The sequence below is a fragment of the Kitasatospora sp. NBC_01302 genome, assembly GCF_035976515.1.
Taxonomy (GTDB): domain Bacteria; phylum Actinomycetota; class Actinomycetes; order Streptomycetales; family Streptomycetaceae; genus Kitasatospora.
The window spans coordinates 7,838,311-7,863,826 of sequence record NZ_CP108404.1 but is presented as its reverse complement, the minus strand read 5'-3'; the positions used below and the strand labels follow the sequence as shown (position 1 = coordinate 7,863,826).

Below are 25,516 nucleotides of genomic sequence, written 5' to 3'. Positions count from 1 at the left end.
CTCCCGGCTGATCTCCAGACCATCACGGCCCGACCCCCGCCACCTCGGGGCACAGGAGGAGAACGCCACCGGGACCGGGGGCCGGGGAAGGGCCCGTGACCAGGACCCTGGTCCTGGTCACGGTCACCGCGGGGGCCCGGGGCAGGCTCCGCCCGCGGTGCGAGAATGGGCGCCGAACAGCTGTCATGGCGTACCGGTGAAGTCCCGGGTGCCGCTGCGGGAGGGACACCACATGGCCACGCGCCGGGCGCCGAGCGCGCTGGGCACACGGGTGCGGCAGGCGTTGCAGGCCGACACCCTGCTCTGGACCCGCAACGACGCGCTGCTGTGCGCCGGAGCGGCCTGTCTGGACCTGCTCGGCTACACGCTCGGCGGTTCGGCGGACGGCCGACCGGTCCAGGCGGCCGGCCTGGTGCTGACCGTGCTCGCCGTCCTGCCGCTGCTCGCCCGGCGCCGCTGGCCGCTGGCCGCGCCGGCGGCGGTGCTGGCCGTCAACCTCCTGCTCAATCAGGGCGCCTCGGCGGCGCCGCACCACTTCGGTGCCTCCCTCGCGCTGGCGCTGTTCTTCGTCGCGCGGGCCGGACGCATCGCGGTGACCCTGGCGGCCGCCCCGGCCACGGCCGCCGTGACGCTGATCGGCCGGGGGCAGCCGTTCCCGCCCACCCTCGGGGACGCGTCGAGCGCCGTGGTCGCCGCCGCGCTGGTCGTCGGCACGGCCGCCGTGGTCAACTACGTCCAGCGCGAGCAGGCCACCAAGCGCAAGCTGCTGGCCGACCGTGCGGTGGCCCGGGAACGCCGCCGCATCGCCCGGGAGTTGCACGACATCGTGGCGCACCACATCACCACCATGCAGCTGATGGCCGGCGGCGCGCGGGCCAACCTCGGGGGCGACACCGAGGTGGTGCGCGAGGCACTGGTCACCCTGGAGGGCTCGGGGCGCCTGGCGCTGCGCGAGATGCGCCAGCTGCTCGACGTGCTGCGGGCCGGTGACGAGGCCGAGGAGGCGCCGAACGCGCCGCAGCCGGGCACCGGGGACCTGGAGCGGATCGTCCAGGAGTCCCGACTCGGGGGCCTGCCCGTGGAGTTCACGGTGCGCGGCGAGCAGCGCGCGCTGGCGCCGACCCTGGGCCTGACCGTCTTCCGGATCGTCCAGGAGGCGCTGACCAACGCCCGCAAGCACGCCGGCGGCCAGGCGCAGGCCTATGTCCAGCTGACCTACCGCCAGGACCGGATCACCGTGGAGGTGCGCGACACCGGCCCCGGGGTGCCGACCGGGGTCGGGGCAGGCCGCGCCGGGGCGGCGGGCCCGGGGCCGGGGCGCAGCGGGTACGGTCTGATCGGAATGCAGGAACGCGTCGCCCTGCAGGGCGGCACCATGGTGGCCGGACCGCTGGAGCACGGCGGCTTCCGGGTGGCGGCCAGCCTGCCGGTGGCGCCGGGCGAGCGAGAGGAGCTGCTGGGATGAGTGAATCGCCGCAGCGGATCAGGGTGTTGATCGCGGACGACCAGCCGCTGGTGCGGCGCGGGCTGGCGCTGATCCTGGCCCCCGACCCGGCCGTCGCGGTGGTGGCGGAGGCCGAGAACGGCGAGCAGGCGGTCGAGCTCGCCCGGCTGCACCGGCCCGACGTGGTGGTGATGGACATCCGGATGCCGGTGCTGGACGGGGTCCAGGCCACCGAGCGGCTCGTCCGGGAGCTGCCCGAGTGCCGGGTGCTGGCCCTGAGCACCTTCGACATGGACGAGTACGTGGTGGCCGCACTGCGCGCGGGCGCCTCCGGGTTCCTGCCCAAGGACGTCTCGCCGGAGGAGCTGCTCGCGGCGCTGCGTACCGTGCACGGCGGCGAGGCCGCGGTGGCACCGCGCCTGCTCACCCGGCTGATCTCCACCTTCGTCACCACGCCCCGGCGCCCGCAGCCGCCCGCACCGGCGCCGGAGCTGGGCGAGCTGACGCCGCGTGAGGTCGAGGTGTGGCGGCTGATGGCCGGCGGTCTGGACAACGCCGCCATCGCGGGCGAGCTGGAGATCAGCGTCTCCACCGTGAAGAACCACATCACCAGCATCTTCGGCAAGCTCGATGTGCGCGACCGCGCGCAGGCGGTGATCGCGGCCTACGAGAGCGGACTGGTGACGGCCGGCTCCGCCGGCTGACGCCGGGGCGTCAGATGATCCCGGTGCGCAGCGCGTAGACCACGGCGTGGGTGCGGTTGCGCAGGTTGAGCCGGGTGACCACGCCGTGCACGATGCTCTTCACGGTGCGCTCCGAGTAGCTGAGCTTCGCCGAGATCTGCTTGGTGCTCAGGCCCTCGGCCAGGAACCGCAGCACCTCGACCTCGCGGTCGGCCAGACCCGCGAGGTTGAGGCCGGCCGGCGCCAGCGCCGTGTCCCGCAGCGCCCGGATGTGGCCGATCAGCGCCTGCTGCACCGAGGGGTCGCGGCCGCCGGCGGCGGCCTCGTGGACGGCCCGCTTGATGTCGTCGAAGCCGCTCTCCTGCCGGTGCAGATAGCTCACCAGACCGAGGTCGATGGCCCGCAGCATGTGGTGCTCGGGAAACTCCTGGGCCACCAGCACCATCGGCAGGACGCTGTCCGGTGTCTCGTGCTGGACCCGCTCCACCCGCGCGAGGGTGTCCGCGGTGACCTCGGTGGCCAGCACCAGCAGGACGTCGGCCGGGTGGCGCCAGGTCCAGTAGCTGGCGGTGATCTCCTTGCAGGAGGAGAGCCACCAGACCGCCCCCTCGCCCGTCACCGGGTCGTTCGCAAGAACAGCCACCGTGACGGATTTCACGGATTTTTCACTCATGATTAGCCCCCCGGCTACGCGTTGGACCGAATTCCCTGGGCGGGTATTCCGCAAGGGCCTGCCGAGGTGCACCACAGGTACTCGCGAGCCTCGTCGGACCGCCCGGCCCTGCGCTGACAAAGCGGCCCCGGACGACCGGAAGAGGCTAGATCGATCACGGTTGTCGGTGCAAGTTCAACCCGCTTCGGCGACTTGAACCCCGTCATTATGCGCCGTTCTCGGAACTCCCCGGATTCCTGGGCACAGAACCGGACAGTCCGGACAGGAGCGGCCCTATCGCCCCCACCGAGCAGCATCGCACCCCTGCCCGAGTGGCTGGAACTCGGCCCTGTCGGGCGTCCGCGAACCGCTCGACCGTGCAAGCGCCCGGCTGCACCATGAGGCGCACCCGAACTGCCCGAAGGGGCATCTCGCACAGCCCGGCCGCCCATCGGGCCACGACCACCGAAACCTTCCCGTGATCACCGGCCGGGAAAAACGGAATTTGGACTTCCGTTGCCCCTAAGTGCGACCGTCCTCGCCCCAAGGGGTAGGACGGGTTGCATTCCCTCTGCCCGGCCGGGAATCTTTGGATCAGTGCCAGGCCCCGCAACCTGTGTGAAGGTCTTTGCAGCAGGCCCGAATTGACCCCTTCCCACAACGCTTCGGACAGAGAGGAAGCCTGCGGCCATGACCCTCCACGGGCAATCGACGGACAGCACCGCACAGCAGGTGCCGGAATCACCGGCCAGCGTTGGTTCGCTGGACGAACTGCAGAACGCGCTCACCCTCATCTGGCAGGACGTGCTGCGCCTCGACGACCTGACCGCCGACGACAACTTCTTCGAGCTGGGCGGCCATTCGCTCACCGCCTCGCAGGTGATCTCCCGGGCCCGCCGGACGCTCGGGGTGGAGATACCGCTGGCGGCCTTCTTCGACCACCCCACGCTTGCCGAACTCGCCGGCTACACGGCACCCCTGCTCGCCGGAGAGGTGGCCACCGGTGAGCGGTGACGCGCACCAGCCGCTCTCGCCGCTCTCCTCGGCCCAGCAGCGGCTCTGGTTCTTCTGGCAACTGCGCCCGGACAGCAGCGAGTACAACGTGCCGCAGGCCACCAGGCTGCGCGGCCCGCTCGACCTGCCCGCCATGACCCGGGCGGTGGCCCGGCTGGCCGAGCGGCACAGCCTGCTGCGCGCCACCATCCCCTTGGTGGACGGCGTGCCGATGATGCGGATCGCGCCGCGGCTGACCGTGGAGCTGCCCGTCACCGACCTCACCGACCTGCCCGCGCCCGCCCGCGAGCGGGCACTGGGCGAGGCGGTGGACCGCCTCGCCCTGAGCACCTTCGACCTGGTGGGCGGCCCGCTCTTCCGGGCCGGGCTGATCAGGCTCGCGGCCGAGGAGCACGTGCTGGTGCTCGCCTTCCACCACATCGTGGTCGACGGCTGGTCGATCGGCCTCCTGCAGCGCGACCTGAACGAGGAGTACGCCGCCGCGCTCGACGGCGCCCCCGAACAGGGCGCCGAACCGGCTGTCGAGGCGTACGACTACCGGGACTACGCCGCCGCCGAGCGCCAGATGCTGGCCGGACCGCGCCGCGCCGAGGCCATGGCCTACTGGCGGGAGCAGTTGGCCGGTGCGCCCGAGCAGTTCTCGCTGCCGACCGACTGGCCGCACCCGGCGGTGCCGAGCGGCGCCGGGGCCTCCCGGCCCTTCCAGTTCTCCCCGCAACTCGCCCAGCAGCTGGGGACCCTGGCCACCCGGTACCGGGTCACCAAGTTCACCGTGCTGCTCAGCGCGTACGCCGTGCTGCTGGCCCGGCTGGCCGGCACCGCGGAGGTGGTGATCGGCGTGCCGGTCAGCGGCCGCACCAGGCTGGAGACCGAAAGGGTCGTCGGACTCTTCGTCAACGTGCTGCCGCTGCGGGTGCGGCTGCGCCCGGGGATGACCTTCGCCGAGCTGCTGCCGCAGGTCCGCGACACCTTCCTGGCCGGTCACGAGTACCAGGATCTGCCCTTCCAGCAGGTGGTGGAGGAGCTCCAGCCCGAGCGGACCACCTCGCGGCACCCGATCTTCCAGCACGCCTTCAGCTATGAGAGCGCCACCACGGCGGTAACCGGTCCGCGCGGCCTGACCGCGAGCCCGGTGCCGATCCGGATCAGCACCGCCAAGTTCGAGCTGACCCTGCAGGTGGCCCTCGGCCCGGAGCAGTCCGGCGGCTACGTGAGCTACCAGAGCGACGTGTACGAGGCGGGCACCGCAGGACTGCTCGGCGAGCGGTTCCAGCGACTGCTGACCGCGGCGCTGGCCGCACCGGAGGCGCCGCTGGCCCGGCTGCCGCTGCTCGGCGTCCAGGAGGAGCGCACCGTGCTGGCCGGTGCCGAGGCGCCGCCGGCGCCCGGCGCCGAGTGCGTGGACACGCTGGTCGAGCGGCAGGCCCGCGAACGGCCCGAGGCCATCGCGGTGCGCACCGCCGACCGGTCGCTGAGCTACGCCGAACTCGACCGCCGGGCCGAGCTGGTGGCGGCCCGGCTGCGTGCGGCGGGCGCCCGGCCCGGCGCCCTGGTGGCGACCTGCCTGCCGCGCGGACCGGAGCTGGTCGTCGCCGTGCTCGGCGTGCTGAAGAGCGGTGCCGCCTACCTGCCGCTGGACCCGGCCAACCCGCCGGGCCGGCTGGCCGCAGTGCTCTCCGAGGCACGCCCGCTGCTGGTCCTGACGGACCATCAGGACATTGAACTGCCGGACACCGTGACGGTGCTGACGCTCGCCCAGGCGCTGGCCGCCGAGGCTCCGGCCGCCGAGGCGGTGCCGCGCGCCCGGCTCACCGACCTCGCCTACGTGATCTACACCTCGGGCTCGACCGGCCTGCCCAAGGGCGTGATGATCGAGCACCGGGCGCTGGCCAACCTGGTCGCCTGGCACCACCGCACCTTCGGCCTGACCGCGGGCGACCGCAGCACGCTGATCGCCGCTCCGGGCTTCGACGCCTCGGTCTGGGAGATCTGGCCGGCGCTGGCCGCCGGTGCCACCCTCGAAGTGCCGGACGCCGCAACCGTGCTGTCCCCGGGCGAGCTGACCGACTGGCTGGTCGACCGCGAGGTGACCAGCTGCTTCGTGCCCACTCCGCTGGTCGAGCGGATCGCCGCCGCGCCCTGGCCGGCCGGCGGCGCCCCGCGCTCGGTGCTGACCGGCGGCGACCGGCTGCGCGGCATCGGGTCCCGGGAGCTTCCGTTCCAGCTGGTCAACAACTACGGTCCGACCGAGGGCACGGTGGTCGCCACCTCCGGCCCGGTGGCGCCCGACACGCACGGCCGCGGCGCCCTGCCGGACATCGGCCGGCCGATCGCGGGCGTCGAGGCCCTCGTGCTGGACCAGGAGCTGAACCCGGTGCCGATCGGGCTGCCGGGCGAGCTGTACCTGGGCGGAGTGGCGCTGGCCCGCGGCTACCTGGGCCGGCCCGAGCTGACCGCCGACCGCTTCGTCCCGCACCCCTTCAGCAGCACCCCCGGCGCCCGGCTCTACCGCACCGGCGACCTGGTGCGCCGGCGGCCCGAGGGCACTCTCGACTTCCTGGGCCGCAACGACCAACAGTTGAAGATCCGCGGCTTCCGGATCGAGGCCGGCGAGATCGAGAACATCCTGCGCGCCCACCCCGGCGTGCGGGACGCCATCGTCGCGCTGGTCGCAGCGGATCCGGCCGGGCCCGACGGGACGGCCGAACCGGTCCTCACCGCCTACCTGGTGCTCGCCGACCCCGCGAGCCCGCCCGACCGGGCCGAGCTGCACGAGCAGGTCGGCCGCCAACTCCCGGGCTACATGCGCCCGCACGACTACCAGGTGCTGGACGCGCTGCCGCTGACCGCCAACGGCAAGGTCGACCGCGACGCGCTGGCCGGACAGGCGGTGCCACTGGCCGGCCGGACCGTGCCGCAGGGCGCCGCGCGCACCCCGCTGGAGCAGCGGATCGCCGCCGTGTGGGCGAAGGCGCTGGGGCACGAGAACTTCGGCACCCAGGACAACTTCTTCGACATCGGCGGCCACTCGCTGCTGCTGGCCACCGTCCGCGAGGCGCTGGCCGCGGAGTTGGACCAGGAGCTGAGCATCCTCACCGTCTTCGAGCACCCCACCATCGCCGCCCTGGCCCGCCGGCTCGACGCCCAGCCCGCCGTACCCGCCGCCACACCCGCCGCCGCGACCGGCGATGCCGCCCCGACGGCCGCCGACCCCGCCCCCGCCGCCGACCGCCTGCGGCGCGGCAGCAGCCGACTGAAGTCGCTGCGCGCCCAGAACCGGCGCCCCACCCCTGCCCGTACCCCCGACGAGACCTCACAGCTCGCCGACAGCACACCGAAGGACACGATCTGATGACCGGCGAGGACTACGGCAGCGACGACTACGCCGCCGAGAACGACACGCACATCGCCATCGTGGGCATGGCGTGCCGGTTCCCCGGCGCCGCGACGCCCGAGGAGTACTGGGCGAACCTGACGGCCGGGGTGGACTCGGTGCGCGCCTTCTCCGCCGAGGAGCTGCGCGCCTGGGGCCACGACCCGGCGGCCCTGGAGGACCCGCGCTACGTGCCGATGCACGGCATCGTGGACGGCGTGGGCGAGTTCGACGCGGACTTCTTCCAGTTCTCCTCCCGCGACGCCACCCTGCTCAACCCGCAGCACCAGATGTTCCTGGAGTGCGCCTGGGAGGCCCTGGAGCGGGCGGGCTACGACCCGCGCGCCACGCCCGGCACGGTGGGCGTCTACGCCGGCACCGGCCGCAACGGCTACGCCGCGCTGACCCAGGCCCAGGCCGAGCGGTTCCCCGGCGTCGACGCCCTGACGCTGACCATCTCCAACGAGCCCGAGCACCTGGCCACCCGCATCTCCTACAAGCTCGGCCTGACCGGGCCCAGCATGGCGGTGCTGACGGCCTGTTCGTCCTCGCTGGTCGCCGTCCACGAGGCCGGCCGGGCACTGCTGGCCGGCGACTGCGACATGGCGCTGGCCGGCGGGATCACGCTGCGGCTGCCGCGCTCGGGCTACCGCTACGTGGAGGGCGGCACGATGTCGCCCGACGGCCGCTGCCGCACCTTCTCCGCGGGCGCCAAGGGCATCGTGGGCGGCGACGGCGCGGGCGTGGTGGTGCTGCGCCGGCTGCAGGACGCGCTGGACGACGGCGACCACGTGCACGCCGTGATCCGCGGCTCCGCGGTCAACAACGACGGGCACGAGCGGGCCGGCTTCACCGCGCCCGGGGTGCAGGGCCAGAGCGAGGTGATCCGGCTCGCGCACGCGGCGGCCGAGGTGAGCGCCGCCTCGATCTCCTACGTCGAGGCGCACGGCACCGGGACCCCGGTCGGCGACCCGATCGAGGTCTCCGCGCTGACCCAGGCCTTCCGCGCCGAGGAGGAGGTGCCGGCCGGTTCCGTGCTGCTCGGCTCGGCCAAGACCAACATCGGGCACACCGACACCGCCGCCGGCGTGGCCGGGCTGATCAAGACCGCGCTGGCGCTGGAACACCGGGCGATCCCCGCCACCCTGCACTTCGACCGTCCCAACCCCGTGATCGACTTCGCCAAGACCCCCTTCACGGTGAACACCGAGCACCGCGCCTGGGATTCGGCCGGGCCACGCCGGGCCGGCGTCAGCTCCTTCGGCATCGGCGGCACCAATGCGCACGTGGTGCTGGAGGAGGCGCCGCGCGCGGCCGAGCGGGCCGCGCGGGACGAGGGCGCCCAGCTGCTGGTGCTCTCCGCCCGGACCCCGGCCGCGCTGGTCGCGATGGCCGAGCGGCTGGCCCGGCACCTGGAGCAGCACCCCGAGCAGCCGCTGGCGGACGTCGCCTGGACGCTGCAGAGCGGCCGGCGCGCCTTCGCGCACCGCCGCCACGTGGTCTGCGCCGACCGCGCCGAGGCGATCGCGGCGCTGTCGGCCACCGCGACGGCGCCGGTCTCCCAGGCCCCCGGGAGCGCCACGCCGGGCGAGCTGCTCGACCGGCTGGCGCTGGAGCTTCCCACGGCTGAACGCGCCTCCCTGCTGGGCGCGTTGGGACGGCTCTGGCAGGACGGCAGCCCGGTCGACTGGGCCCGCCTGCACGAGGGCGCGCTCCCCCACCGGGTGCCGCTGCCCAGTTACCCGTTCGAGCGCCGGCACCACCTGATCCGGCCCGAGCCGTTCACCGCACCGGACACGGACGCGTCGGCCGTCACCGCCGTCACCGCCACCGTTGCTGCTGCCGACGCCGTCACCGGCGCCCCGGCGGAGCAGCCGGCCGGGGGTGCGCAGGACAGCGCGTCCATCGAGGAGCGGCTCGCGGTGCTCTTCGCCAAGGTGCTGGGCGAGACCGAGGACCTGGCGGAGCGCGACTTCTTCGAGCTGGGCGGCGACTCGCTCACCGCCGTGCAGCTGTTCTCGCTGGTCGAGGACGACTTCGGGGTCGCGCCGCCGCTGGAGGCGATCTTCGACGCACCCACCGTCACCGAATTCGCGGTCGTGATCCAGGAGTTGCTCACCACCCTGCAGGCCTCCGAGGCCGCCGACGACACCCGGGGGACCTCGTGACCGACACCGACCCGACCGGCGGCCTGCCGGGCGCCGGACGGTCGCCGGCCAGGACCGCGCCGGCCTCCTTCGCCCAGCGGCGGCTCTGGTTCCTGGACCACTTCACCGGCGGCAACGCCGCCTACAACCTGGTCTCGGCCCTGCGCCTGCGCGGCCCGCTGGACACCGCCGCGCTGCACCGCTCGCTCCAGCACCTGGTGGACCGGCACGAGATCCTGCGCACCACCTTCGCGGCCGAGTCCGGCGAGCCGCACCAGCTGATCGCCGCCGAGCTGCGACTCCCCCTGCCCGTCATCGACCTGACCGGCGTCCCGGCCGCCGAGCAGACCGAGCGGGCCAGCATCCTGGTGGCCGAGGAGGCCCTGCGCGAGTTCGACCTCGCCACCGGCCCGCTGATCCGCACCAGCCTGCTGCGGCTGGGCGCCGAGGACCACGGGCTGGCGGTGATCTGCCACCACGCGATCGGCGACGCCTGGTCGATGGCCCGCTTCCACCTGGAGCTGTCCACCCTCTACGCGGCCTACCGGGCCGGTGAGACGCCCCGGCTCGACCCGTTGCCGATGCAGTTCGCCGACTACGCGGAGCTGGAGCGGACGGAGCTGCTCGGCGAACCGGCCCAGCAGGCGCTGGCGCGGCTCTGCGAGCGGCTGGCCGGGGCGCCGGCCGTGCTCGAACTCCCCACCACCTACACCCGCCCGGCCGTCCAGGGCTACGAGGGCGCCGTCCACGCGTTCACCCTGGAGCCCGAGTTGTGGCAGCGCGTGCTGCTCACCTCGCGCCGGCACCGGGTCACCCCGTTCATGACCCTGCTGACCGCCTACGCCCTGCTGCTCTCCCGGCTCTCCGGCGCGCAGGACCTGGTGATCGGCAGTCCCTCGGCCGGGCGCACGAGCTCCGCGGCCCAGTCGCTGATCGGCATGTTCGTCAACACCCTGCCGCTGCGGATGGACCTGACCGGCGACCCGAGCTTCGCCGAACTGCTGCAGCGCGCCCGGCGCACCACGCTGGCCGCGATCGGCGACCAGGGCGTGCCGCTGGAGCAGCTGGTGACCGCGCTGCGGCTGGACCGCACGGCCAGCCACGACCCGCTGTTCCAGCACATGTTCGCGCTCCAGCAGCCGAACTCGTTCCCGGAGCTGGCCGGGGTCGAGGTGGACGTGCTGCCGGCGCGGCCGGCCACCACCTTCAGCGACCTCTGGCTGGAGATCACCCCGCGCGGGGACGGCGCGCTGGCGGTCATCCGGTACCGGACCGAGCTGTTCGACGCGCCGAGCGTGGCACGGATGGCCGAGCAGTACCGCAACCTGCTGGACGACGCGCTGGAGCGGCCGGAGGCGAAGGCCGCCGAACTCTCGCTGCTCAGCCCGGCGCAGGCCGAGCAGATCCTGCGGGAGTGGAGCCGCAGCGCCGAACCGCACGCCTGGGACCTGCCGGTGCACCAGCTGATCGAGCGCCAGGCCGAGGCCACGCCCGAGCGCGGCGCGGTGGCCTTCGAGGGCACCGGGCTGAGCTATGCCGAACTGACCGAGCGGGCCCGGCTGATCGCCGCCCGCCTGGCCGAGCAGGGCGCGCGCCCGGGCCAGGTGGTGGCGCTCTGCCTGCCGCGCGGGCTGGAGCTGGTGCCCGCGATCCTGGCCGTGCTGCGCGGCGGCGGCGCCTACCTGCCGCTGTCCACCGAGGACCCGGCCGGGCGGCTGGCCAAGCTGGTCCGCCTGTCGGGCGCCGCCCAGGTGCTGACCACGGCCGAGCTGGCCGACTCCTTCGCCGGGGCTGGGGTGCCGGTGCTGGCGGTCGACACCCTCACCGGGCCCGCCACGGCGCCCGCGGCGGCCCGCGTCGACCCGGACGACCTGGCCTACGTCATCTACACCTCCGGCTCCACCGGCGAGCCCAAAGGGGTGGGCGTGCCGCACCGGGGGCTGGCCAACCGGATCCACGCCCTGCAGGACTCCCAGCGCCTGACCCCGGCGGACCGGGTGATGCAGAAGACCCCGTACACCTTCGACGTGTCGGTCCAGGAGCTGCTCTGGCCGCTGACCGCCGGCGCGACGCTGGTGATGGCGGCGCCGGACGGGCACCGCGACCCCGGCTACCTGGTCGACCTGATCGAGCGCGAGGCCGTCACCACGGTGCACTTCGTGCCGCCGATGCTGGAGGCCTTCCTGGAGGAGCCGGACCTGGAGCGGTGCAAGTCGCTGCAGCGGGTCTTCTGCAGCGGGCAGGCGCTGCCGGCCCAGCTGACGCAGCGCTGCCTGGACCGGCTGCCGGTGCGGCTGACCAACTTCTACGGGCCCACCGAGGCCTCCATCGAGGTCACCGAGTGGCAGTGCCCGCCGCCACCGGCCGGCTCCGGTGCCCTGCGCGAGGCCCGGGTGCCGATCGGACGCCCCATCGCGGGCGTCGAAGTGTACGTGCTGGACGGGCAGTTGCGGCCCGTTCCGGTCGGCGTTCCCGGCGAGCTGTTCCTCGGCGGGGTGGCGCTGGCCCGCGGCTACCTGGGCCGGCCCGAGCTGACCGCCGACCGCTTCGTGCCGCACCCCTACGGCGACACCCCCGGTGCCCGGCTCTACCGCACCGGCGACCTGGTGCGCTGGCGGGCGGACGCCACCATCGAGTTCCTGAGCCGCAACGACCACCAGCTGAAGGTCCGCGGCTTCCGGATCGAGCCCGGCGAGATCGAGAACGTGCTGCGCGACCAGGCCGAGGTGCAGGACGCGCTGGTCACCACCACCCCCGCCGCCACCCCCGGCGGCGAACCGGCGCTCACCGCCTACCTGGTGCTCACCGCCGGTGCCGGGACGGCCGACGGGTTCACGGCGGTCCTGCGCGAACGGCTGCGCGACCAGCTGCCGCGCTACATGGTCCCCGGCCACCTGGTCGTGCTGCCCCGCTTCCCGCTCAACTCCAGCGGCAAGGTGGACCGCGCGGCGCTGCCGCTGCCCGACCGGCACCGCTGCGGCGAACCGACGGGGCCGCGCGACGAGCTGGAGCGCACCCTGGCGGAGATCTGGGCGGAGGTGCTGGGCCGCCCGCAGACCGGCGTGGACGAGGACTTCTTCGAGATCGGCGGCGACTCGCTGAAGAGCATCCGGGTGGTCCACCGCGCCCGCGAGGCCGGGCTGGCCATCAGCGTCAGCCAGCTCTTCCACCACCCCACCATCGGGGAGCTGGCCGATCGGCTGCGACAGGGGGGAACGCCGTGAGGAACCGCTGGCTGCTGCGCTTCCCGCCGCGCCCCGGGGCCCGGATCCGCCTGCTCTGCCTGCCCGGGGCCGGTGCCGCCGCCGCGATGTACCGCTCCTGGGGCGAGCTGCTGCCGAGCGAGGTGGAGGTCTGCGCCGTCCAACTGCCCGGCCGCGGCGGCCGGCTGCGGGAGCCGCTGTACACCCTGATGGACCCGCTGGCCGAGGACCTGGCCGAGGCGGTGCTGGCCGAGCCCGCGCTGCCCACGGTGATCTTCGGGCACAGTCTCGGCTCGGTGATCGGCTTCGAACTGGCCGACCGACTGCGGGACTCGGCCGGCCACGCGCCGCTCGCCCTGGTGGCGGCCGGCCACCGGGCACCCCGGCTCGGCAGCGCCGCGCTGCCCTACCACCGGCTGGGTGACCGGGAGTTGGCCGAGATCATGGTCGCGCTCGGCGGCACGCCCGAGGAGGTGCTGGCCCGCCCCGAGGTGCTGCGCCTGGCACTGCCCTCGATCCGGGCCGACTTCCAGCTCGACTTCACCTACCGCTACCGGGAGCGCCCGGCGCTGTCGATCCCGATCAGCGTCTACGGCGGCCTGGCCGACACCACGGTCGCGGAGTCCGAGCTCGACGCCTGGCGCAGCCACACCAATGGCGCGTTCAGCCTGCGGATGCTCCCGGGCGACCACTTCTTCCCCACCGGTCCGAGCGGCCCCGAGCTGCTCGGCCTGCTGACGGCGGACCTGCTCCAGCAGGTCTGACCGGACCCGACCGTTCACCGACCCCGTACAGGTAAGGACTCGAGATGTTCGAGGATGGCGACGACCGCCAGTACCTCGTGGTGCGCAACCACGAGGAGCAGTACTCCCTCTGGCCCGAGGGCCGGGAGCTGCCGGCCGGCTGGCAGGGCGTCGGCGTGACGGGCGACAAGGCCGCGTGCCTGGCCCGCATCAAGGAGATCTGGACCGATCTGCGTCCGCTCAGCCTGCGCTGAGCCCCGGCCGGTCCGACGCTGTCAGCCCCGACGAGGAGTGGGAAAAGTTCCATGCAGTCAGAACTCTGCCTTCACCAGATATTCGCCCAGCAGGCCGCGCTGCGGCCGGGCGCCCCGGCGGTCTGCGACACCGTCGAGGAGTTGACGTACCGTCAGCTCGACGAGCGGGCCGCCAGGCTGGCGGCGGTGATCCTGCGCGAGGTGGCCGGCCCCGGCGCCCGGGTCGGCCTGCACCTGGCCCGCGGCAACGCGGTGGTGGTCGCGATCCTGGCCACCTTGAAGGCGGGCTGCGCCTATGTGCCGCTCGACCCGGCCTACCCGGCCGAGCGGGTGCAGTACATGGCCGACGACGCCTCGGTCGACCTGGTGCTGACCGACGCGGACCCCGGCGCCGACGGCACCACCGTCCCGGCGGCGAAGCGGGTCGTCACGATCGACCCGGGCCTCTGGGCGGACGACGCACCGCGGGCCGACGAGGTCGAGGTGTCCCCGCAGGCGCCGGCCTACGTCATCTACACCTCGGGCTCCAGCGGCACCCCCAAGGGCGTCGAGGTCTCGCACGCCAACGTGACCGCCCTGCTGGCCGCCTTCGACCAGTTGCTGGAGACCGACAGCAGCGACGTGTGGACGCTCTTCCACTCCTACTGCTTCGACTTCTCCGTCGGGGAGTTGTGGGGCGCCCTCGCCCACGGCGCCAAGCTCGTGGTGGTCCCCGCCCAGGCGGCCCGCTCCCCCGAGGCGATGCTGGACCTGCTCGCCGCCGAGCAGGTGACCGTGCTCAACCAGGTCACCTCGGCCTTCCGCTACCTCTCCCGGGCAGCCACCGCCCCGGGCTCGACCGCCGGTGCCAAGGCGGCCCAGGCGCTGCGCTACGTGATCTTCGGCGGCGAGGTGGCGGACATCGACGCCGTCCGCGAGTGGCGCCAGGTCCTGGGCACGAACACCGCGTTCGTCAACGTGTACGGGATCACCGAGACCACCGTCTTCGCCACCGGCCGGCAGCTGCTGCCCGCCGAGATCGACGTGCCGATCGGCTCCCCCGCCCCCGCGGGGTCCGCCGACCCCGCACTCAACATCGGCCCGCCGCTGGACGGCTTCGAGCTGGCCGTCCTTACGCCCGAAGGCGATCTCACCGAGCCCGGCGAGATCGGCGAGATCTACCTGGCCGGACCGCAGTTGGCGATCGGCTACCTGAACCGGCCGGAGCTCGACGCCGAGCGCTACCCGGTCCTCGCACTGCCGGGCCAGGAGCCCCGCCGCTACTACCGCAGCGGCGACCTGGTCATGCTCCGGGCCGACGGCGCCTTGGAGTACGCCGGCCGTGCGGACGACCAGGTGAAGATCAACGGCTACCGGATCGAGATCGGCGAGGTCGAGACGGCGCTGCGCGCCACCCCCGGCATCGGCGACCTGGTCGTGGTGCCGACCACCAGCCGGGTCGGCGAGAAGATGCTGGTGGCCTTCTACACCGCCCCCGACGGCGGCGCGCCGGATGCCGGCCTGGCCGAGCGGCTGACCGGCCACGCCCGGGCCGCGCTGCCCGCCTTCATGGTGCCCGGACGGTTCGTCCACGTGCCCGAGCTGCCGCTGAGCCCCGCCGGCAAGACCGACAAGCGCGCGCTCGCCGCGCGGCTGCGCTAACCCACGGCCCCCAGGAGGACCCGATGGACCAGTCCGTGCCGACCCCGGCGATCCCTGCGACCCAGCTCCCGCTGTCGGTCAACCAGGAGGCGATGTGGGTGACCTGGCAGCTAGCCCCCGCCCGCTGGGAGCACACCGTCTCGCTCGCCCTGGTGGTCGACGGCGAGTTGGAGCTGCCCCGCCTGCGCCGGGCCGTCGCCCAACTGATGCGACGCCACCCCGAGTTGCGGTCCCGGGTGGCGCGCGGTGCCGAAGGGATGATGTGCCTGGACTGGTCCGGCACCACCGAGGAGACCGTGCCGGTCACCGTGCGCGAGGTGGACACCACGCGCACGGCGGCCCTGGCAGCGGCCCGCGTCCCGTTCGACCTGGCCGCCGGCCCGCTGTCCCGGGTCGAGCTGCTGACCGGGCCCGACTGGACGGTGCTGCTGATCGCGGTGCACCACATCACCGTGGACGGCACCTCGGTCACCGTCCTGCTGGACGAGCTGCGCCGGGCCTACGCGGGCGAGCAGTTGGCGCCGCCGGACGACCTCACGCCGCTGATCGAGCACGCCCGGCGCTCCCGGGCCGCGGCCGACGGGGCGAGCGGCGAGCCGCTGCGGTCGTACTGGCGCGAGGCGCTGGCCGAGCTGTCGGCGCCCCGGCTGCTGCCGGATGCGACGGACCCGGCGGATGCGGCGGACGCGGCGGATGCGATGGACGCGGCGGACGCGGCGGACGCGGCGGACAGCGCGGAGGAGGCCAGCAAGTGGCCCGTCCCCGTCGAACCGGAGTTGGCCGAGCGGGTGCGTGAACTGGCCGTGGAGCTGGGCGTCTCCACCTTCACCGTGCTGCTCGGCGCCTTCTTCGTGACCCTGCACCACCACACCGGCAGCGCCGACCTGATCGTCTCCACGCCCTACCACGGCCGTCCGGACGCGGAGTTGAAGGGGCGGGTCGGCTACTTCGTCAACACGCTGCCGCTCCGGCAGCGCATCCGCCCCGAGGACAGCTATGCGGACCTGCTGCGCGAGCTGCGCGCGACCATCCGCGCGGGCCTGCGCCACGGAGCGCTGCCGCTGCCCGCCATCCTGCGCAGCGCGAACCTGCTCGGTCCGGCCCGCCGGGAGCAGAACCGGCAGGTCGTCTTCCGGCACTGGAACACCCTCGCCGAGGACGGATTCGACGTCAGCGCCTTCGAACTCGTGGGTGACGGGACCCGCTGCTCGGTGTCGATGCTCGACCCGACGACGGTGACCAACTTCCGTCTCACCGTGCTGATGACCGAGGGCAGCGGCGGCCTCCGGATGCACTGGATGAACTCGGACGGCTCGGTCGGCCGCACCACCACCGACACGCTGGCCCGCGACTACCTGACCGTGATCGCCGACCTGGTGGCCGCACCGAACCGCACGCTGGCCGAGGCGCTGGCCCTGCTGCCCGCCGTCAGCCACCCGGGCGTCGCCCCGGCCCTCGCCGCACCGGCCGATCCGGAGCAGCTCGCGACGGTCACCGTCGCGGCGGCGACCATTGCGGAGGTCGGCGCGATCTGGACCGAGGTGCTGCGGGTGCCGGACCTGCTGCCCGCGGACTCGTTCTTCGAGCTGGGCGGCCACTCGCTGATCGCCGCCACCCTGCTGGCCCGGATCAACGAGCGCCTGGGCGTGGAGATCTCGATCCGCGACCTGTTCAGCCACCCCAGGCTCGTCGACATCGCCGGACTCGTCGACCGGCAGCGCGGCGCCGCGCCCTTGGTCACCGTGGTGGAACCCACGCAGGGCGAGGACGAGAGCGGGAGCGAAGGCGAGGAGTGGGGCGAGGTGTTCCCGGCCGCCGGCTTCCAGGAGGGCATCTGGCTGGCCCAGCGGCTGGACCCGAAGCACGCGCGCTACCACATCCCGCTCACCTGGCGCGTGGACGGCGAGTTGGACCCGGAGCGGCTGCGTGCCGCCCTCGCCCTGTTGGTCACCCGGCACGAGATCCTGCGCACCCGCTTCGTCGACCATGACGGCCGCCTCTTCCAGGAGGTCGGCCCGGCCTGGGAACCCGAGGTGGAGGAGGTGGAGTCGAGCACGACGACCGCGGCCGAGCAGCGGAAGTGGCTGCGCGGGTGGTGCGACGGCGCCGCCGACCGCTTCGATGCGGCCGCCGGACGGCTGCTCGCGGCGGGCCTGTTCACGCTGCCCTCCGGCGAGCGGCTGCTCGCCCTGTGCGTCCACCATCTGGTGCTCGACGGCGAATCGGTCCCGCTGCTGCTGCGCGAACTGACCAGCTGCTACCAGCAGGCGGGCGAGGACCGGGCGCAGCCCGCCGAGCCCGTGCAGCGGCGCCAGTACCGGGAGTTGGTCCGCGCCCAGCAGGTCGGCGCGGGACGGGTGCAGGCGACGGCGGACCTGGCGTACTGGGCCGACCAGTTGGCAGGCGCCCCCAGCACGCTCGGGCTGAACGGGGCCGCCACCCTCCCTCCGGGCAGCACCGCCCTGCCGCTCGCGAGCGACCTGGCACAGCGACTGCTCCCGGTGCAACAGCACTGGCGGGCATCGCAGTTCATGGTCAAGGCGACCGCGCTGGCCGCCGCCCTGCACCGCTGGTCGGGGCAGCACGACCTCACCTTCGGCGTGCCGGTGGCCAACCGCGCGGGCGGTGCCTTCGACGAGGTGCTCGGCCCGTGCCTCAACACCGTCGTCCTGCGCTCGCGTTGCACCCCCGGCACCACCCTCGCCGAGCTGCTGCGGGCCACCCGCGAGAGCGCGATCGAGGCCTTCGAGCACCAGAGCGCGCCCTTCGACGAGGTGGTCCGCCGGCTGCGCCCCGCCCGCTCCGCCGGCCGCACCCCGTACGTCGACTGCATGCTCAACAACGTCAGCATCGCCGACTGGTCCGGCACGCTCGGGGCGGCCCGGCTGACCTCGCTCGATCACGACCTGCAGGACGAGACGACCAACAAGTTCGGGCTGACCGTGACCTTCAACGCACGCGAGGAGGGGCGGCTGCTGGGCACCCTCGCCTACCGCAGCGGCATCCTCGCGGCCGAGGCCGCGGGGCAGCTGGCCGCAGAGGTGGCCGGCCTGCTGAACCACTTCCAGCAGCTCGCCGACCAACCGGTCCTCTCCCTCGACCCGACCGGGAACACCGGCCCGACCAAGACCACCGAAACGAGCTGAATCCCCCATGCGAAACTTCCGCTTCGGCGTCAACCTGGTCCCCTCGGGCGGGGCCGGCCAGTGGTCGGAGAGCTGCCGCACCGCCGAGCGCCTCGGCTACGACGTGATCGCCGTCCCCGACCACCTCGGCGTGCAGTCCCCGTTCCTCGCCATGGTGGCGGCGGCCGCGGCCACTGAGCGGGTACGGCTGACCACCTTCGTGCTCAACAGCGCCTTCTGGAACCCGGTGCTGCTGGCCCGCGACCTGCTGACCGCGCACGAGCTGACCGGGGGCCGGGTGGAGGCCGGGCTCGGCACCGGCTACGTGAAGGCCGAGTTCGAGCTGGCCGGCCTGGACTGGGGCACCGCGGGCAGCCGCGTCGGGCAGCTGGCCGAGACCGCCGCCGCACTGCGCGGCCTGCTGGCGGAGCCGCGCGCGATCGGCTTCGCCCGGCCCGCCCAGGCGCCGCCACTGCTGATCGGCGGCAACGGCGACCGGGTGCTGCGGCTGGCCGCCCGGCAGGCGGACATCGTCTCGTTCAGCGGCGCCGTGCTGGCCACCGGTTCGAACCGCGGCACCCTGCAGATGATCGACGCCGAGGCGATGGACGAGCGGGTGGCGTTCTTCGCTGCGGCTGCCGGTCCGCGCGACGCGCAGGTGGAGCGCAACGTCTTCGTCCAGACCGTCCTGGTGACCGACGACCGCCGCGCCGCCGCGACGACCGCCCGCCGCCGCCTGCCGTACCTCGGCACCGAGCAGATCCTGCGGGCCCCCACGCTGCTGATCGGCACCGCGGAGGAGATCGCGGCCGACCTGCTGGCCCGCCGCGAGCGCTACGGCTTCTCCTACGTCAGCGTGCAGGAGCGCGACATGGCCGCCTTCGCGCCGGTCATCGCGCTGCTGGCAGGACGCTGACGGTCGCCCCCGGCGACCGGTCGCGCACAGTCCGTGACGTTTCGCCGCACGGACACCGGTATTTTGCCCGCTGCCCCGCCCGTCCCGGCTCTCGGCGTGCCGGGACGGGTCAGGTGTTCCAGCCTGGAACAGGCAGGCAGAACAGGAATCCGGCCGGCGCCGGAGGGAGTGGTGCACAGATGGGACGCGAGGACGACCGCGCCATGGGCGATGACGTGTACCAGCCCGATGGCAGCGAGGTGACCGACGACACGGGCATTCTCGACCCCGAGGACACCCTCAGTGCCCGCGAGGCCGATCCGTACGACGAGGGCTGGTCGCCGCCCGAGCGGCCCCTGGCCGTCGAGCAGATCGGCACCACGGCCCAGGAACAGGTGGACGGCGAGTCACTGGACCAGCGCCTGGCCAAGGAGCTGCCCGACCCGGCCCTGCAGCCGCCCGGTGAGGAGACGGACGGCATCGGTGACGCCTCCGACACCGACGGTGAGCCGGTGGACGGCGAAGTCGGCGACCTGCGGGCCGGGCGGCTGGTCACGTCGGAGCTGGGCGTGAACCACCTGCTCGCCCAGGACGTGGGGATCGACGGGGCGGCGGCCTCGGCGGAGGAGGCCGCGATGCACGTCATCGCGGAGGAGAGCGACAGCGTGCTGTAGGGCCCGCCCGCGCAGCACCGCAGGGCCCCTCCCAAGGACGCCGTCACTCGGGCTCCCGAGGACGCCCGTCACCCGGCCCCCGAGGACGCCTGTCACCCGTTCGGCCTGCCGCCGCCCGCGCGCTGTGGAAGGATCTGCGCTGCGCGCCACGGGCCCACCGCCCCCGGGCCGCACCCGTCCCGGGAACGGAGAGCCCATGCGGTTGGAGGGTCCATGCGGGTAGCCCTGTTCATCACCTGCTTCAACGACACGCTCTTCCCCGAGACCGGCAAGGCCGTGCTGCGGCTGCTGGAGCGGCTCGGCCACCAGGTGGACTTCCCGCTCGGCCAGACCTGTTGCGGGCAGCCGCAGTTCAACACCGGCTACCGCGCCGAGGCACGACCACTGGTCCGCCGCTTCGCCGAGGCCTTCGCCGGCTACGAGGCCGTGGTCACGCCGTCCGGCTCCTGCGCCGCGATGGTGCGCGAGCACCACCCGCTGCTCGCCGCCGACGACCCGGGCCTGCGCCGGGCGGTGGCACAGGTGGCGCCGAAGGTCCACGAGCTGTCGGAGTTCCTGGTGGACGTGCTCGGCGTCACCGACGTCGGCGCCTCCTACCCGCACCGGGTCACCTACCACCCCACCTGCCACTCGCTGCGGCTGCTGCGGGTCGGCGAGCGTCCGCTGCGGCTGCTGCGCGCGGTCAAGGGCATCGAGCTGGTGGAACTGCCCGCCGCCACGGAGTGCTGCGGTTTCGGCGGCACCTTCGCGGTGAAGAACCCCGACGTCTCCGCCGCGATGCTGGCCGACAAGATGCGTCACGTGCTGGACACCCGGGCCGAGGTGCTGACCGCCGGCGACAACTCCTGCCTGCTGCACATCGGCGGCGGCCTGGGCCGGCTGCGCACGGGCGTGCGCACCGTGCACCTGGCCGAGATCCTGGCCGCCACCGAGGAGGATCCGCGATGAGCGGGGGATCAGGACTGGTCTGGCTCGGCACCCCCGCCTTCCCCCGGGCGGCCCGGACGGCGCTCGCCGACACCCGGATGCGGCGCAACCTGCGCAAGGCCACCGGCACCATCCGCGACAAGCGCCTGCGGGTGGCCGCCGAACTCGACGACTGGGAGCAGCTGCGGGACAGCGCCGCCGCGCTCAAGCTCCGCACGCTGCGCCATCTCCCCCGCTACCTCGAACAGTTGGAGGCATCGGTCAGCGCCGCCGGCGGCACCGTGCACTGGGCGGCCGACGCCGCCGAGGCCAACCGGATCGTCACCGAACTGGTCCTGGCCACCGGCGAGCGCGAGGTGGTCAAGGTCAAGTCGATGGCCACCCAGGAGATCGGCCTCAACGAGGCGCTCGCCGCCCGGGGCATCACCGCGCACGAGACCGATCTCGCCGAGCTGATCGTCCAGTTGGCCGACGACCGGCCCTCGCACATCCTGGTGCCCGCGATCCACCTGGGCCGCGCCGAGATCCGCGAGGTCTTCCGCACCAGGATGCCGGACGCACCCGCCGACCTGACCGACGACCCCCGCGCGCTCGCCGAAGCCGCCCGCCGGCACCTGCGCGAACGGTTCCTGCGCGCCAAGGTCGCCGTCTCGGGCGCCAACTTCGCGGTGGCCGAGACCGGCACGGTGCTGGTGGTGGAGTCCGAGGGCAACGGACGGATGTGCCTGACGCTGCCCGAGACGCTGATCACCGTGATGGGCATCGAGAAGGTGGTGCCCGCCTTCGGCGACCTGGAGGTCTTCCTCCAACTGCTGCCCCGCTCCGCGACCGGCGAGCGGATGAACCCCTACACCTCGGCCTGGACCGGCGTGCACGAGGGTGACGGACCGTCGGCGTTCCACCTGGTGCTGCTGGACAACGGCCGCACCGCCACGCTGGCCGACCAGGTGGGCCGCCAGGCGCTCGGCTGCATCCGCTGCTCGGCCTGCCTCAACGTCTGCCCGGTCTACGAGCGCACCGGCGGCCACGCCTACGGCTCGGTCTACCCCGGGCCGATCGGCGCCATCCTGACCCCGCAGCTGGCCGGCCCCGGCCACGCGGACTCGCTGCCCTTCGCCTCCACCCTGTGCGGCGCCTGCTACGACGCCTGCCCCGTGAAGATCGACATCCCCGAGGTGCTGGTCCACCTGCGGGCCAGGGTGGTGGACGCCGAACGCGGACGGACGGTGCCGACCATGGAGTCGCTGCTGATGCGCGCGGCCACCGAGGTGCTCTCCTCCCCCGAACGCCTGAGCCTGGCCCAGAAGGCCGGTGCGGCGGGCGGACGGCTGCTCGGGCGGCGGGGCCGGATCGGCCGCCTGCCCGGACCGCTGCACGCCTGGTCCGACACCCGCGACCTGCCGGTGCCGCCGGCCGAGTCCTTCCGCGCCTGGTGGCAGCGGACCCGACCGGAGGAGGAGAGCGCTCAGTGAGCAGCCGAGAGACCGTCCTGGCCCGGATCCGCGCCGCCCTCGCGGACGTGCCCGCCGAGGAGCGGCCCGAGGACGTCCCCGTCCCGCGCGGGTACCGGCGCAGCCACGCCGGAGCGGATGTGGTCGGCCGGTTCGCCGAGCGGGTGGCCGACTACCGGGCGACGGTGCGGCGGGTGGACACCGAGCGCGAGGTACCGGCCGCGCTGGCCGAGGCGCTGACCGCCCGGGGCGCGGCGAACGTGGTGATCCCGGCGGGCTTCCCGGCGCACTGGCGGCCGGCCGGTGCGTTCGCCGTGCTCTTCGACCCGCCCGAGCTGACGCTGCGTCAACTCGACGCCGCCGACGCCGTCCTCTCCACCGCGGCCGTCGGCATCGCGGAGACCGGCACCCTGGTCCTGGACGGCGGCCCCGGCCAGGGCCGGCGCGCGCTGACCCTGGTGCCCGACTACCACCTGTGCGTGCTGCGCGCCGAACAGATCGCCGGCGACCTGCCCGAGGCACTCGAACGGCTGGACCCCGGGCGCCCGTTGACCTTCGTCTCCGGCCCCTCGGCCACCAGCGACATCGAACTCGACCGCGTGGAGGGCGTCCACGGCCCCCGCACCCTGGAGGTGCTGCTGGTCGGCGGGGCGTAAATAGCGTTGCACGCCGCTCGAAGCCGCTGGTAGAACAGGCGACCTGCATCCCCCACCCGAGGAGGGTTCCCGTTCCCCAGGACCTGATCCTGCGCCCGATCGCCGGGCCGCAGGAGGTCGAGCTGTTCAACCGGCTCCCCTATGTCTTCAACCACGAGATCGCCCAGGACCTCGCCGACGGCCACCGCCGCCGTGAATGGCTGTGGGTCGCCCTGCGGGGCGGGCAGGTGCTCGCCCGCATCGGCTGGTGGTGCCGCGGCAGCCAGGACGACGCGCCGTTCCTGCTCGACATCCTCGACTACGCCGAAGGCGAGCAGGACACCGGCCGGCTGCTGTTCGAGACCGCCCGGGCCGCCGTCCTCCCCGAGGGCACCGCCCAGGTCAACTACACCCGCTTCGCCCCCGCCGACTGGCGCACCGACCCGGTGGCCCGACGCGTCGTCGAGGGCCGGACGGCGATCGTGGCGGGCGGCGGCGCGAGGCCCTTCGTCGAGCGGCTGCGCTTCGAGTGGCGTCCCGGCACACCGGTGCCCGCCCCCAGTGGGCGGCTGTCCTTCCGTCCGTTCGAGGACACCGAGGAACTCCTCACGGTGATGACCGAGGTGCTGGCGGGCACCCTGGACGCGTACAGCCTGCTGGACCTGAGGACCATGACACCCCGCCAGGCGGCCGAGGCCCACTACGAGGACGAGCTGGCCCGGTACACCAGCCCGCGCGAGTGGTGGCGCCTGGCCACGCTCGCGGACGGCGAGCCCGTCGGCTTCGTGCTCCCCTCCCAGGGCGGCTACCACCCGATCATCGCCTACGTCGGCGTCCGCCCCGCCCACCGCGGCCGCGGCTGCATCGACGAGCTGCTGGCCGAGGGCACCCGCGTCCTGGCCGCCGCCGACGCTCCCCGCATCCGGGCCACCACGGACGTCGGCAACCAGCCGATGGCCGAGGCCTTCCTGCGCGCCGGGTACGCCAACTACGAGCGCGAGATCCATCTGACCTGGGACTGACAGACAGAGTCTTCGCACGACTGACCCCCATCATCGCGTGTCGCTGCTGGGGTGTATGAAAGTCACGTCACATTCACACGAGGGGGAATTCCTGACATGCGCAACAGCATGCTCAAGCGCGCCGCCGCGCTCCTGATCGGTACGGCCGCAGTCGTCGGCACGGCGCCCGCCGCCTTCGCGGACGCGCCGCAGCAGCCGACCGTCTCCGCGCCCGCCCCGATCCACCGGACGATGCCGCACTCGCACGCGGTCTCCCGGTTGGCGAAGTCCGCGCAGTCGGCGCAGTCGGCCGCGGCCGCAGCGCCCAACGTGCTGCAGCCGGGCCAGACGCTGGAGCCGGGCCAGAGCCTGACCGACAACGACACCACCCTGGTGATGCAGCCCGACGGCAACCTGGTGCTCTACCTGGTCGCCCCGAACGGTCGCCAGCAGGCGGCGCTCTGGTCCTCCAAGACCTGGGGCAACAACGGCGCTTACGCGCTCATGCAGACGGACGGCAACCTGGTCGTCTACCGCCAGGGCAAGACCGACACGGCCGACGCCCTGTGGAGCTCCTGGACCTGGGGTCACAACGGCGCGTACACCGTCCTGGTGGACGGCGACCTGATGCTCGGCACCGACTCCGCCGACCAGCCGCTCTGGCAGACCAGCACCGGCTTCATCCCGACCCAGGTGAACGGCTCCTACACCGACACCCCGTCGGACACCCTCGCCTCCGGCCAGGGCCTGGCGGCCAACACCTGGGTGGAGTCGGCCAGCACCTGGCTGTTCATGCAGCCCGACGGCAACCTGGTGCTCTACCGCAAGCACGACGGTGCCGCCCTGTGGAGCAGCGGCACCTGGAACCACCCGGGCCTGGTCACCGTGATGGCCACCAACGGTGTGCTGGCCGTGGCGGACAACAACCAGGTCCTGTGGAACAACGGGACCTGGAACAACCCCGGCGCCTACGCGAAGGTGCAGTCCGACGGCAACTTCGTCGTCTACAGCCAGGGCCGCAACGACCCGGCCGGCGCGCTGTGGAGCTCCAACACCTACGGCACGGGCTGGCAGTAACAGCCGCGCGGGGCGCAGCGGCGGTACCCACCGCCGCTGCGCCCCGTCGTCGTCGGCAGTGTCAGTGCCGGCCGGTACAACTGCCGCATGGCACTCCACTGGAAGCTGGTCATCGACACTCAGAACGCCCCGGCGCTCGCGGACTTCTGGGCCGCCGCCCTGGAATACACCGTGGAGGACCCGAGCCCGCTCGTCGAGCGCCTGCTCGCCGCCGGGCAGATCGGCGACGACGCGGTCGCCGAGCACCACGGCCGCCGCATCTTCCGCGGCCACGCCGCCATCCGCCACCCCGCGGACCCGTTCGACGACCTGAGCGGCACCGGCCACGGCCGTCGCCTGCTCTTCCAGGACGTCCCCGAGCCCAAGCCCGGCAAGAACCGCCTCCACCTCGACATCCACGCCGGCCCCGGCGGCCTGGAGCCCCTGGCGGCCCGCCTGGAGTCCCTCGGCGCCACCCGCCTCCGCGAGGTCGACCGGGGCCCGGCCGGCCACTGGTGGATCATGCTCGACCCGGAGGGCAACGAGTTCTGCGCCGCGGGGTGATGGCGAGCTCGACCCCGCACCAGGAGCAGGCCCC

General features: G+C 73.6%; 19 protein-coding genes. 18 read left to right on the top strand and 1 reads right to left on the bottom strand.

The window, feature by feature from the left end:
* Positions 1 to 232 precede the first annotated feature (232 nt).
* Complete coding sequence (locus OG294_RS34300; protein ID WP_327070451.1) at positions 233 to 1,465, top strand: sensor histidine kinase; 1,233 nt, start codon at positions 233 to 235, stop codon at positions 1,463 to 1,465.
* Positions 1,462 to 2,148 carry a response regulator transcription factor gene (locus OG294_RS34295; protein ID WP_327070450.1) on the top strand — a complete coding sequence of 229 codons (687 nt, stop codon included), beginning with the start codon at positions 1,462 to 1,464 and terminating at the stop codon, positions 2,146 to 2,148. The genes OG294_RS34300 and OG294_RS34295 overlap by 4 nt, the downstream gene beginning before the upstream one ends.
* 10 nt (positions 2,149 to 2,158) lie before the next feature.
* On the opposite strand, the gene OG294_RS34290 is transcribed toward OG294_RS34295, so the two are convergent.
* A complete protein-coding gene (locus OG294_RS34290; protein WP_327070449.1) occupies positions 2,159 to 2,770 on the bottom strand; it encodes a helix-turn-helix transcriptional regulator in 612 nt (203 codons plus the stop codon).
* A gap of 699 nt (positions 2,771 to 3,469) precedes the next feature.
* On the opposite strand from OG294_RS34290, the gene OG294_RS34285 reads away from it, so the two are divergent.
* The 16 genes from OG294_RS34285 (at position 3,470) to OG294_RS34210 (ending at position 25,482) form a co-directional block, all read left to right on the top strand.
* A complete protein-coding gene (locus tag OG294_RS34285; protein WP_327070448.1) occupies positions 3,470 to 3,793 on the top strand; it encodes a phosphopantetheine-binding protein in 324 nt (107 codons plus the stop codon).
* Positions 3,783 to 7,145 carry a non-ribosomal peptide synthetase gene (locus OG294_RS34280; protein WP_327070447.1) on the top strand — a complete coding sequence of 1,121 codons (3,363 nt, stop codon included), beginning with the start codon at positions 3,783 to 3,785 and terminating at the stop codon, positions 7,143 to 7,145. Before OG294_RS34285 ends, OG294_RS34280 begins: the two co-directional genes overlap by 11 nt.
* Entirely contained in the window at positions 7,145 to 9,334 is a 2,190-nt protein-coding gene (locus tag OG294_RS34275; protein WP_327070446.1) for a beta-ketoacyl synthase N-terminal-like domain-containing protein, read from the top strand. Before OG294_RS34280 ends, OG294_RS34275 begins: the two co-directional genes overlap by 1 nt.
* Positions 9,331 to 12,537 (top strand): amino acid adenylation domain-containing protein, encoded by a 3,207-nt coding sequence (locus OG294_RS34270; protein ID WP_327070445.1) that lies wholly within the window; start codon positions 9,331 to 9,333, stop codon positions 12,535 to 12,537. Before OG294_RS34275 ends, OG294_RS34270 begins: the two co-directional genes overlap by 4 nt.
* A complete protein-coding gene (locus tag OG294_RS34265) occupies positions 12,534 to 13,280 on the top strand; it encodes a thioesterase II family protein (RefSeq protein ID WP_327070444.1) in 747 nt (248 codons plus the stop codon). Before OG294_RS34270 ends, OG294_RS34265 begins: the two co-directional genes overlap by 4 nt.
* A gap of 44 nt (positions 13,281 to 13,324) precedes the next feature.
* The gene (locus OG294_RS34260; RefSeq protein WP_327070443.1) at positions 13,325 to 13,513 is read left to right on the top strand and encodes an MbtH family protein; all 189 of its coding nucleotides are present in this window, start codon (positions 13,325 to 13,327) and stop codon (positions 13,511 to 13,513) included.
* Between the two features lie 51 nt (positions 13,514 to 13,564).
* Positions 13,565 to 15,154 carry an amino acid adenylation domain-containing protein gene (locus OG294_RS34255; protein ID WP_327070442.1) on the top strand — a complete coding sequence of 530 codons (1,590 nt, stop codon included), beginning with the start codon at positions 13,565 to 13,567 and terminating at the stop codon, positions 15,152 to 15,154.
* Between the two features lie 23 nt (positions 15,155 to 15,177).
* Positions 15,178 to 18,300, top strand: coding sequence for a condensation domain-containing protein (locus tag OG294_RS34250; protein WP_327070441.1), 3,123 nt, complete (start codon positions 15,178 to 15,180; stop codon positions 18,298 to 18,300).
* A 7-nt stretch (positions 18,301 to 18,307) separates the two neighbouring features.
* Positions 18,308 to 19,195, top strand: coding sequence for a TIGR03621 family F420-dependent LLM class oxidoreductase (locus tag OG294_RS34245; RefSeq protein ID WP_327070440.1), 888 nt, complete (start codon positions 18,308 to 18,310; stop codon positions 19,193 to 19,195).
* 179 nt (positions 19,196 to 19,374) lie between these two features.
* Complete coding sequence (locus tag OG294_RS34240) at positions 19,375 to 19,848, top strand: DUF5709 domain-containing protein (RefSeq protein WP_327070439.1); 474 nt, start codon at positions 19,375 to 19,377, stop codon at positions 19,846 to 19,848.
* Positions 19,849 to 20,061: 213 nt separating this feature from the next.
* On the top strand, positions 20,062 to 20,796 hold the full coding sequence (locus OG294_RS34235) for a (Fe-S)-binding protein (protein WP_327070438.1): 735 nt from the start codon (positions 20,062 to 20,064) through the stop codon (positions 20,794 to 20,796).
* Positions 20,793 to 22,247: a LutB/LldF family L-lactate oxidation iron-sulfur protein gene (locus OG294_RS34230; protein ID WP_327070437.1), complete on the top strand. Its 1,455-nt coding sequence runs from the start codon at positions 20,793 to 20,795 to the stop codon at positions 22,245 to 22,247. Before OG294_RS34235 ends, OG294_RS34230 begins: the two co-directional genes overlap by 4 nt.
* On the top strand, positions 22,244 to 22,882 hold the full coding sequence (locus tag OG294_RS34225) for a LutC/YkgG family protein (protein ID WP_327070436.1): 639 nt from the start codon (positions 22,244 to 22,246) through the stop codon (positions 22,880 to 22,882). The genes OG294_RS34230 and OG294_RS34225 overlap by 4 nt, the downstream gene beginning before the upstream one ends.
* A gap of 227 nt (positions 22,883 to 23,109) precedes the next feature.
* Complete coding sequence (locus OG294_RS34220) at positions 23,110 to 23,883, top strand: GNAT family N-acetyltransferase (RefSeq protein WP_442789277.1); 774 nt, start codon at positions 23,110 to 23,112, stop codon at positions 23,881 to 23,883.
* A 96-nt stretch (positions 23,884 to 23,979) separates the two neighbouring features.
* Positions 23,980 to 24,939 carry a hypothetical protein gene (locus OG294_RS34215; protein WP_327070435.1) on the top strand — a complete coding sequence of 320 codons (960 nt, stop codon included), beginning with the start codon at positions 23,980 to 23,982 and terminating at the stop codon, positions 24,937 to 24,939.
* Positions 24,940 to 25,026: 87 nt separating this feature from the next.
* Entirely contained in the window at positions 25,027 to 25,482 is a 456-nt protein-coding gene (locus OG294_RS34210; RefSeq protein ID WP_327070434.1) for a VOC family protein, read from the top strand.
* Positions 25,483 to 25,516: the final 34 nt, after the last annotated feature.

Excerpts from the sequence above, each read along its gene's own strand:
- OG294_RS34250 (WP_327070441.1), top strand. The coding sequence starts at position 15,178 with ATGGACCAGTCCGTGCCGACCCCGGCGATCCCTGCGACCCAGCTCCCG.
- OG294_RS34215 (WP_327070435.1), top strand. The coding sequence starts at position 23,980 with ATGCGCAACAGCATGCTCAAGCGCGCCGCCGCGCTCCTGATCGGTACG.
- OG294_RS34210 (WP_327070434.1), top strand. The coding sequence starts at position 25,027 with ATGGCACTCCACTGGAAGCTGGTCATCGACACTCAGAACGCCCCGGCG.
- OG294_RS34230 (WP_327070437.1), top strand. The coding sequence starts at position 20,793 with ATGAGCGGGGGATCAGGACTGGTCTGGCTCGGCACCCCCGCCTTCCCC.
- OG294_RS34245 (WP_327070440.1), top strand. The coding sequence starts at position 18,308 with ATGCGAAACTTCCGCTTCGGCGTCAACCTGGTCCCCTCGGGCGGGGCC.
- OG294_RS34260 (WP_327070443.1), top strand. The coding sequence starts at position 13,325 with ATGTTCGAGGATGGCGACGACCGCCAGTACCTCGTGGTGCGCAACCAC.
- OG294_RS34235 (WP_327070438.1), top strand. The coding sequence starts at position 20,062 with ATGCGGGTAGCCCTGTTCATCACCTGCTTCAACGACACGCTCTTCCCC.
- OG294_RS34295 (WP_327070450.1), top strand. The coding sequence starts at position 1,462 with ATGAGTGAATCGCCGCAGCGGATCAGGGTGTTGATCGCGGACGACCAG.
- OG294_RS34275 (WP_327070446.1), top strand. The coding sequence starts at position 7,145 with ATGACCGGCGAGGACTACGGCAGCGACGACTACGCCGCCGAGAACGAC.
- OG294_RS34300 (WP_327070451.1), top strand. The coding sequence starts at position 233 with ATGGCCACGCGCCGGGCGCCGAGCGCGCTGGGCACACGGGTGCGGCAG.
- OG294_RS34240 (WP_327070439.1), top strand. The coding sequence starts at position 19,375 with ATGGGACGCGAGGACGACCGCGCCATGGGCGATGACGTGTACCAGCCC.
- OG294_RS34285 (WP_327070448.1), top strand. The coding sequence starts at position 3,470 with ATGACCCTCCACGGGCAATCGACGGACAGCACCGCACAGCAGGTGCCG.
- OG294_RS34255 (WP_327070442.1), top strand. The coding sequence starts at position 13,565 with ATGCAGTCAGAACTCTGCCTTCACCAGATATTCGCCCAGCAGGCCGCG.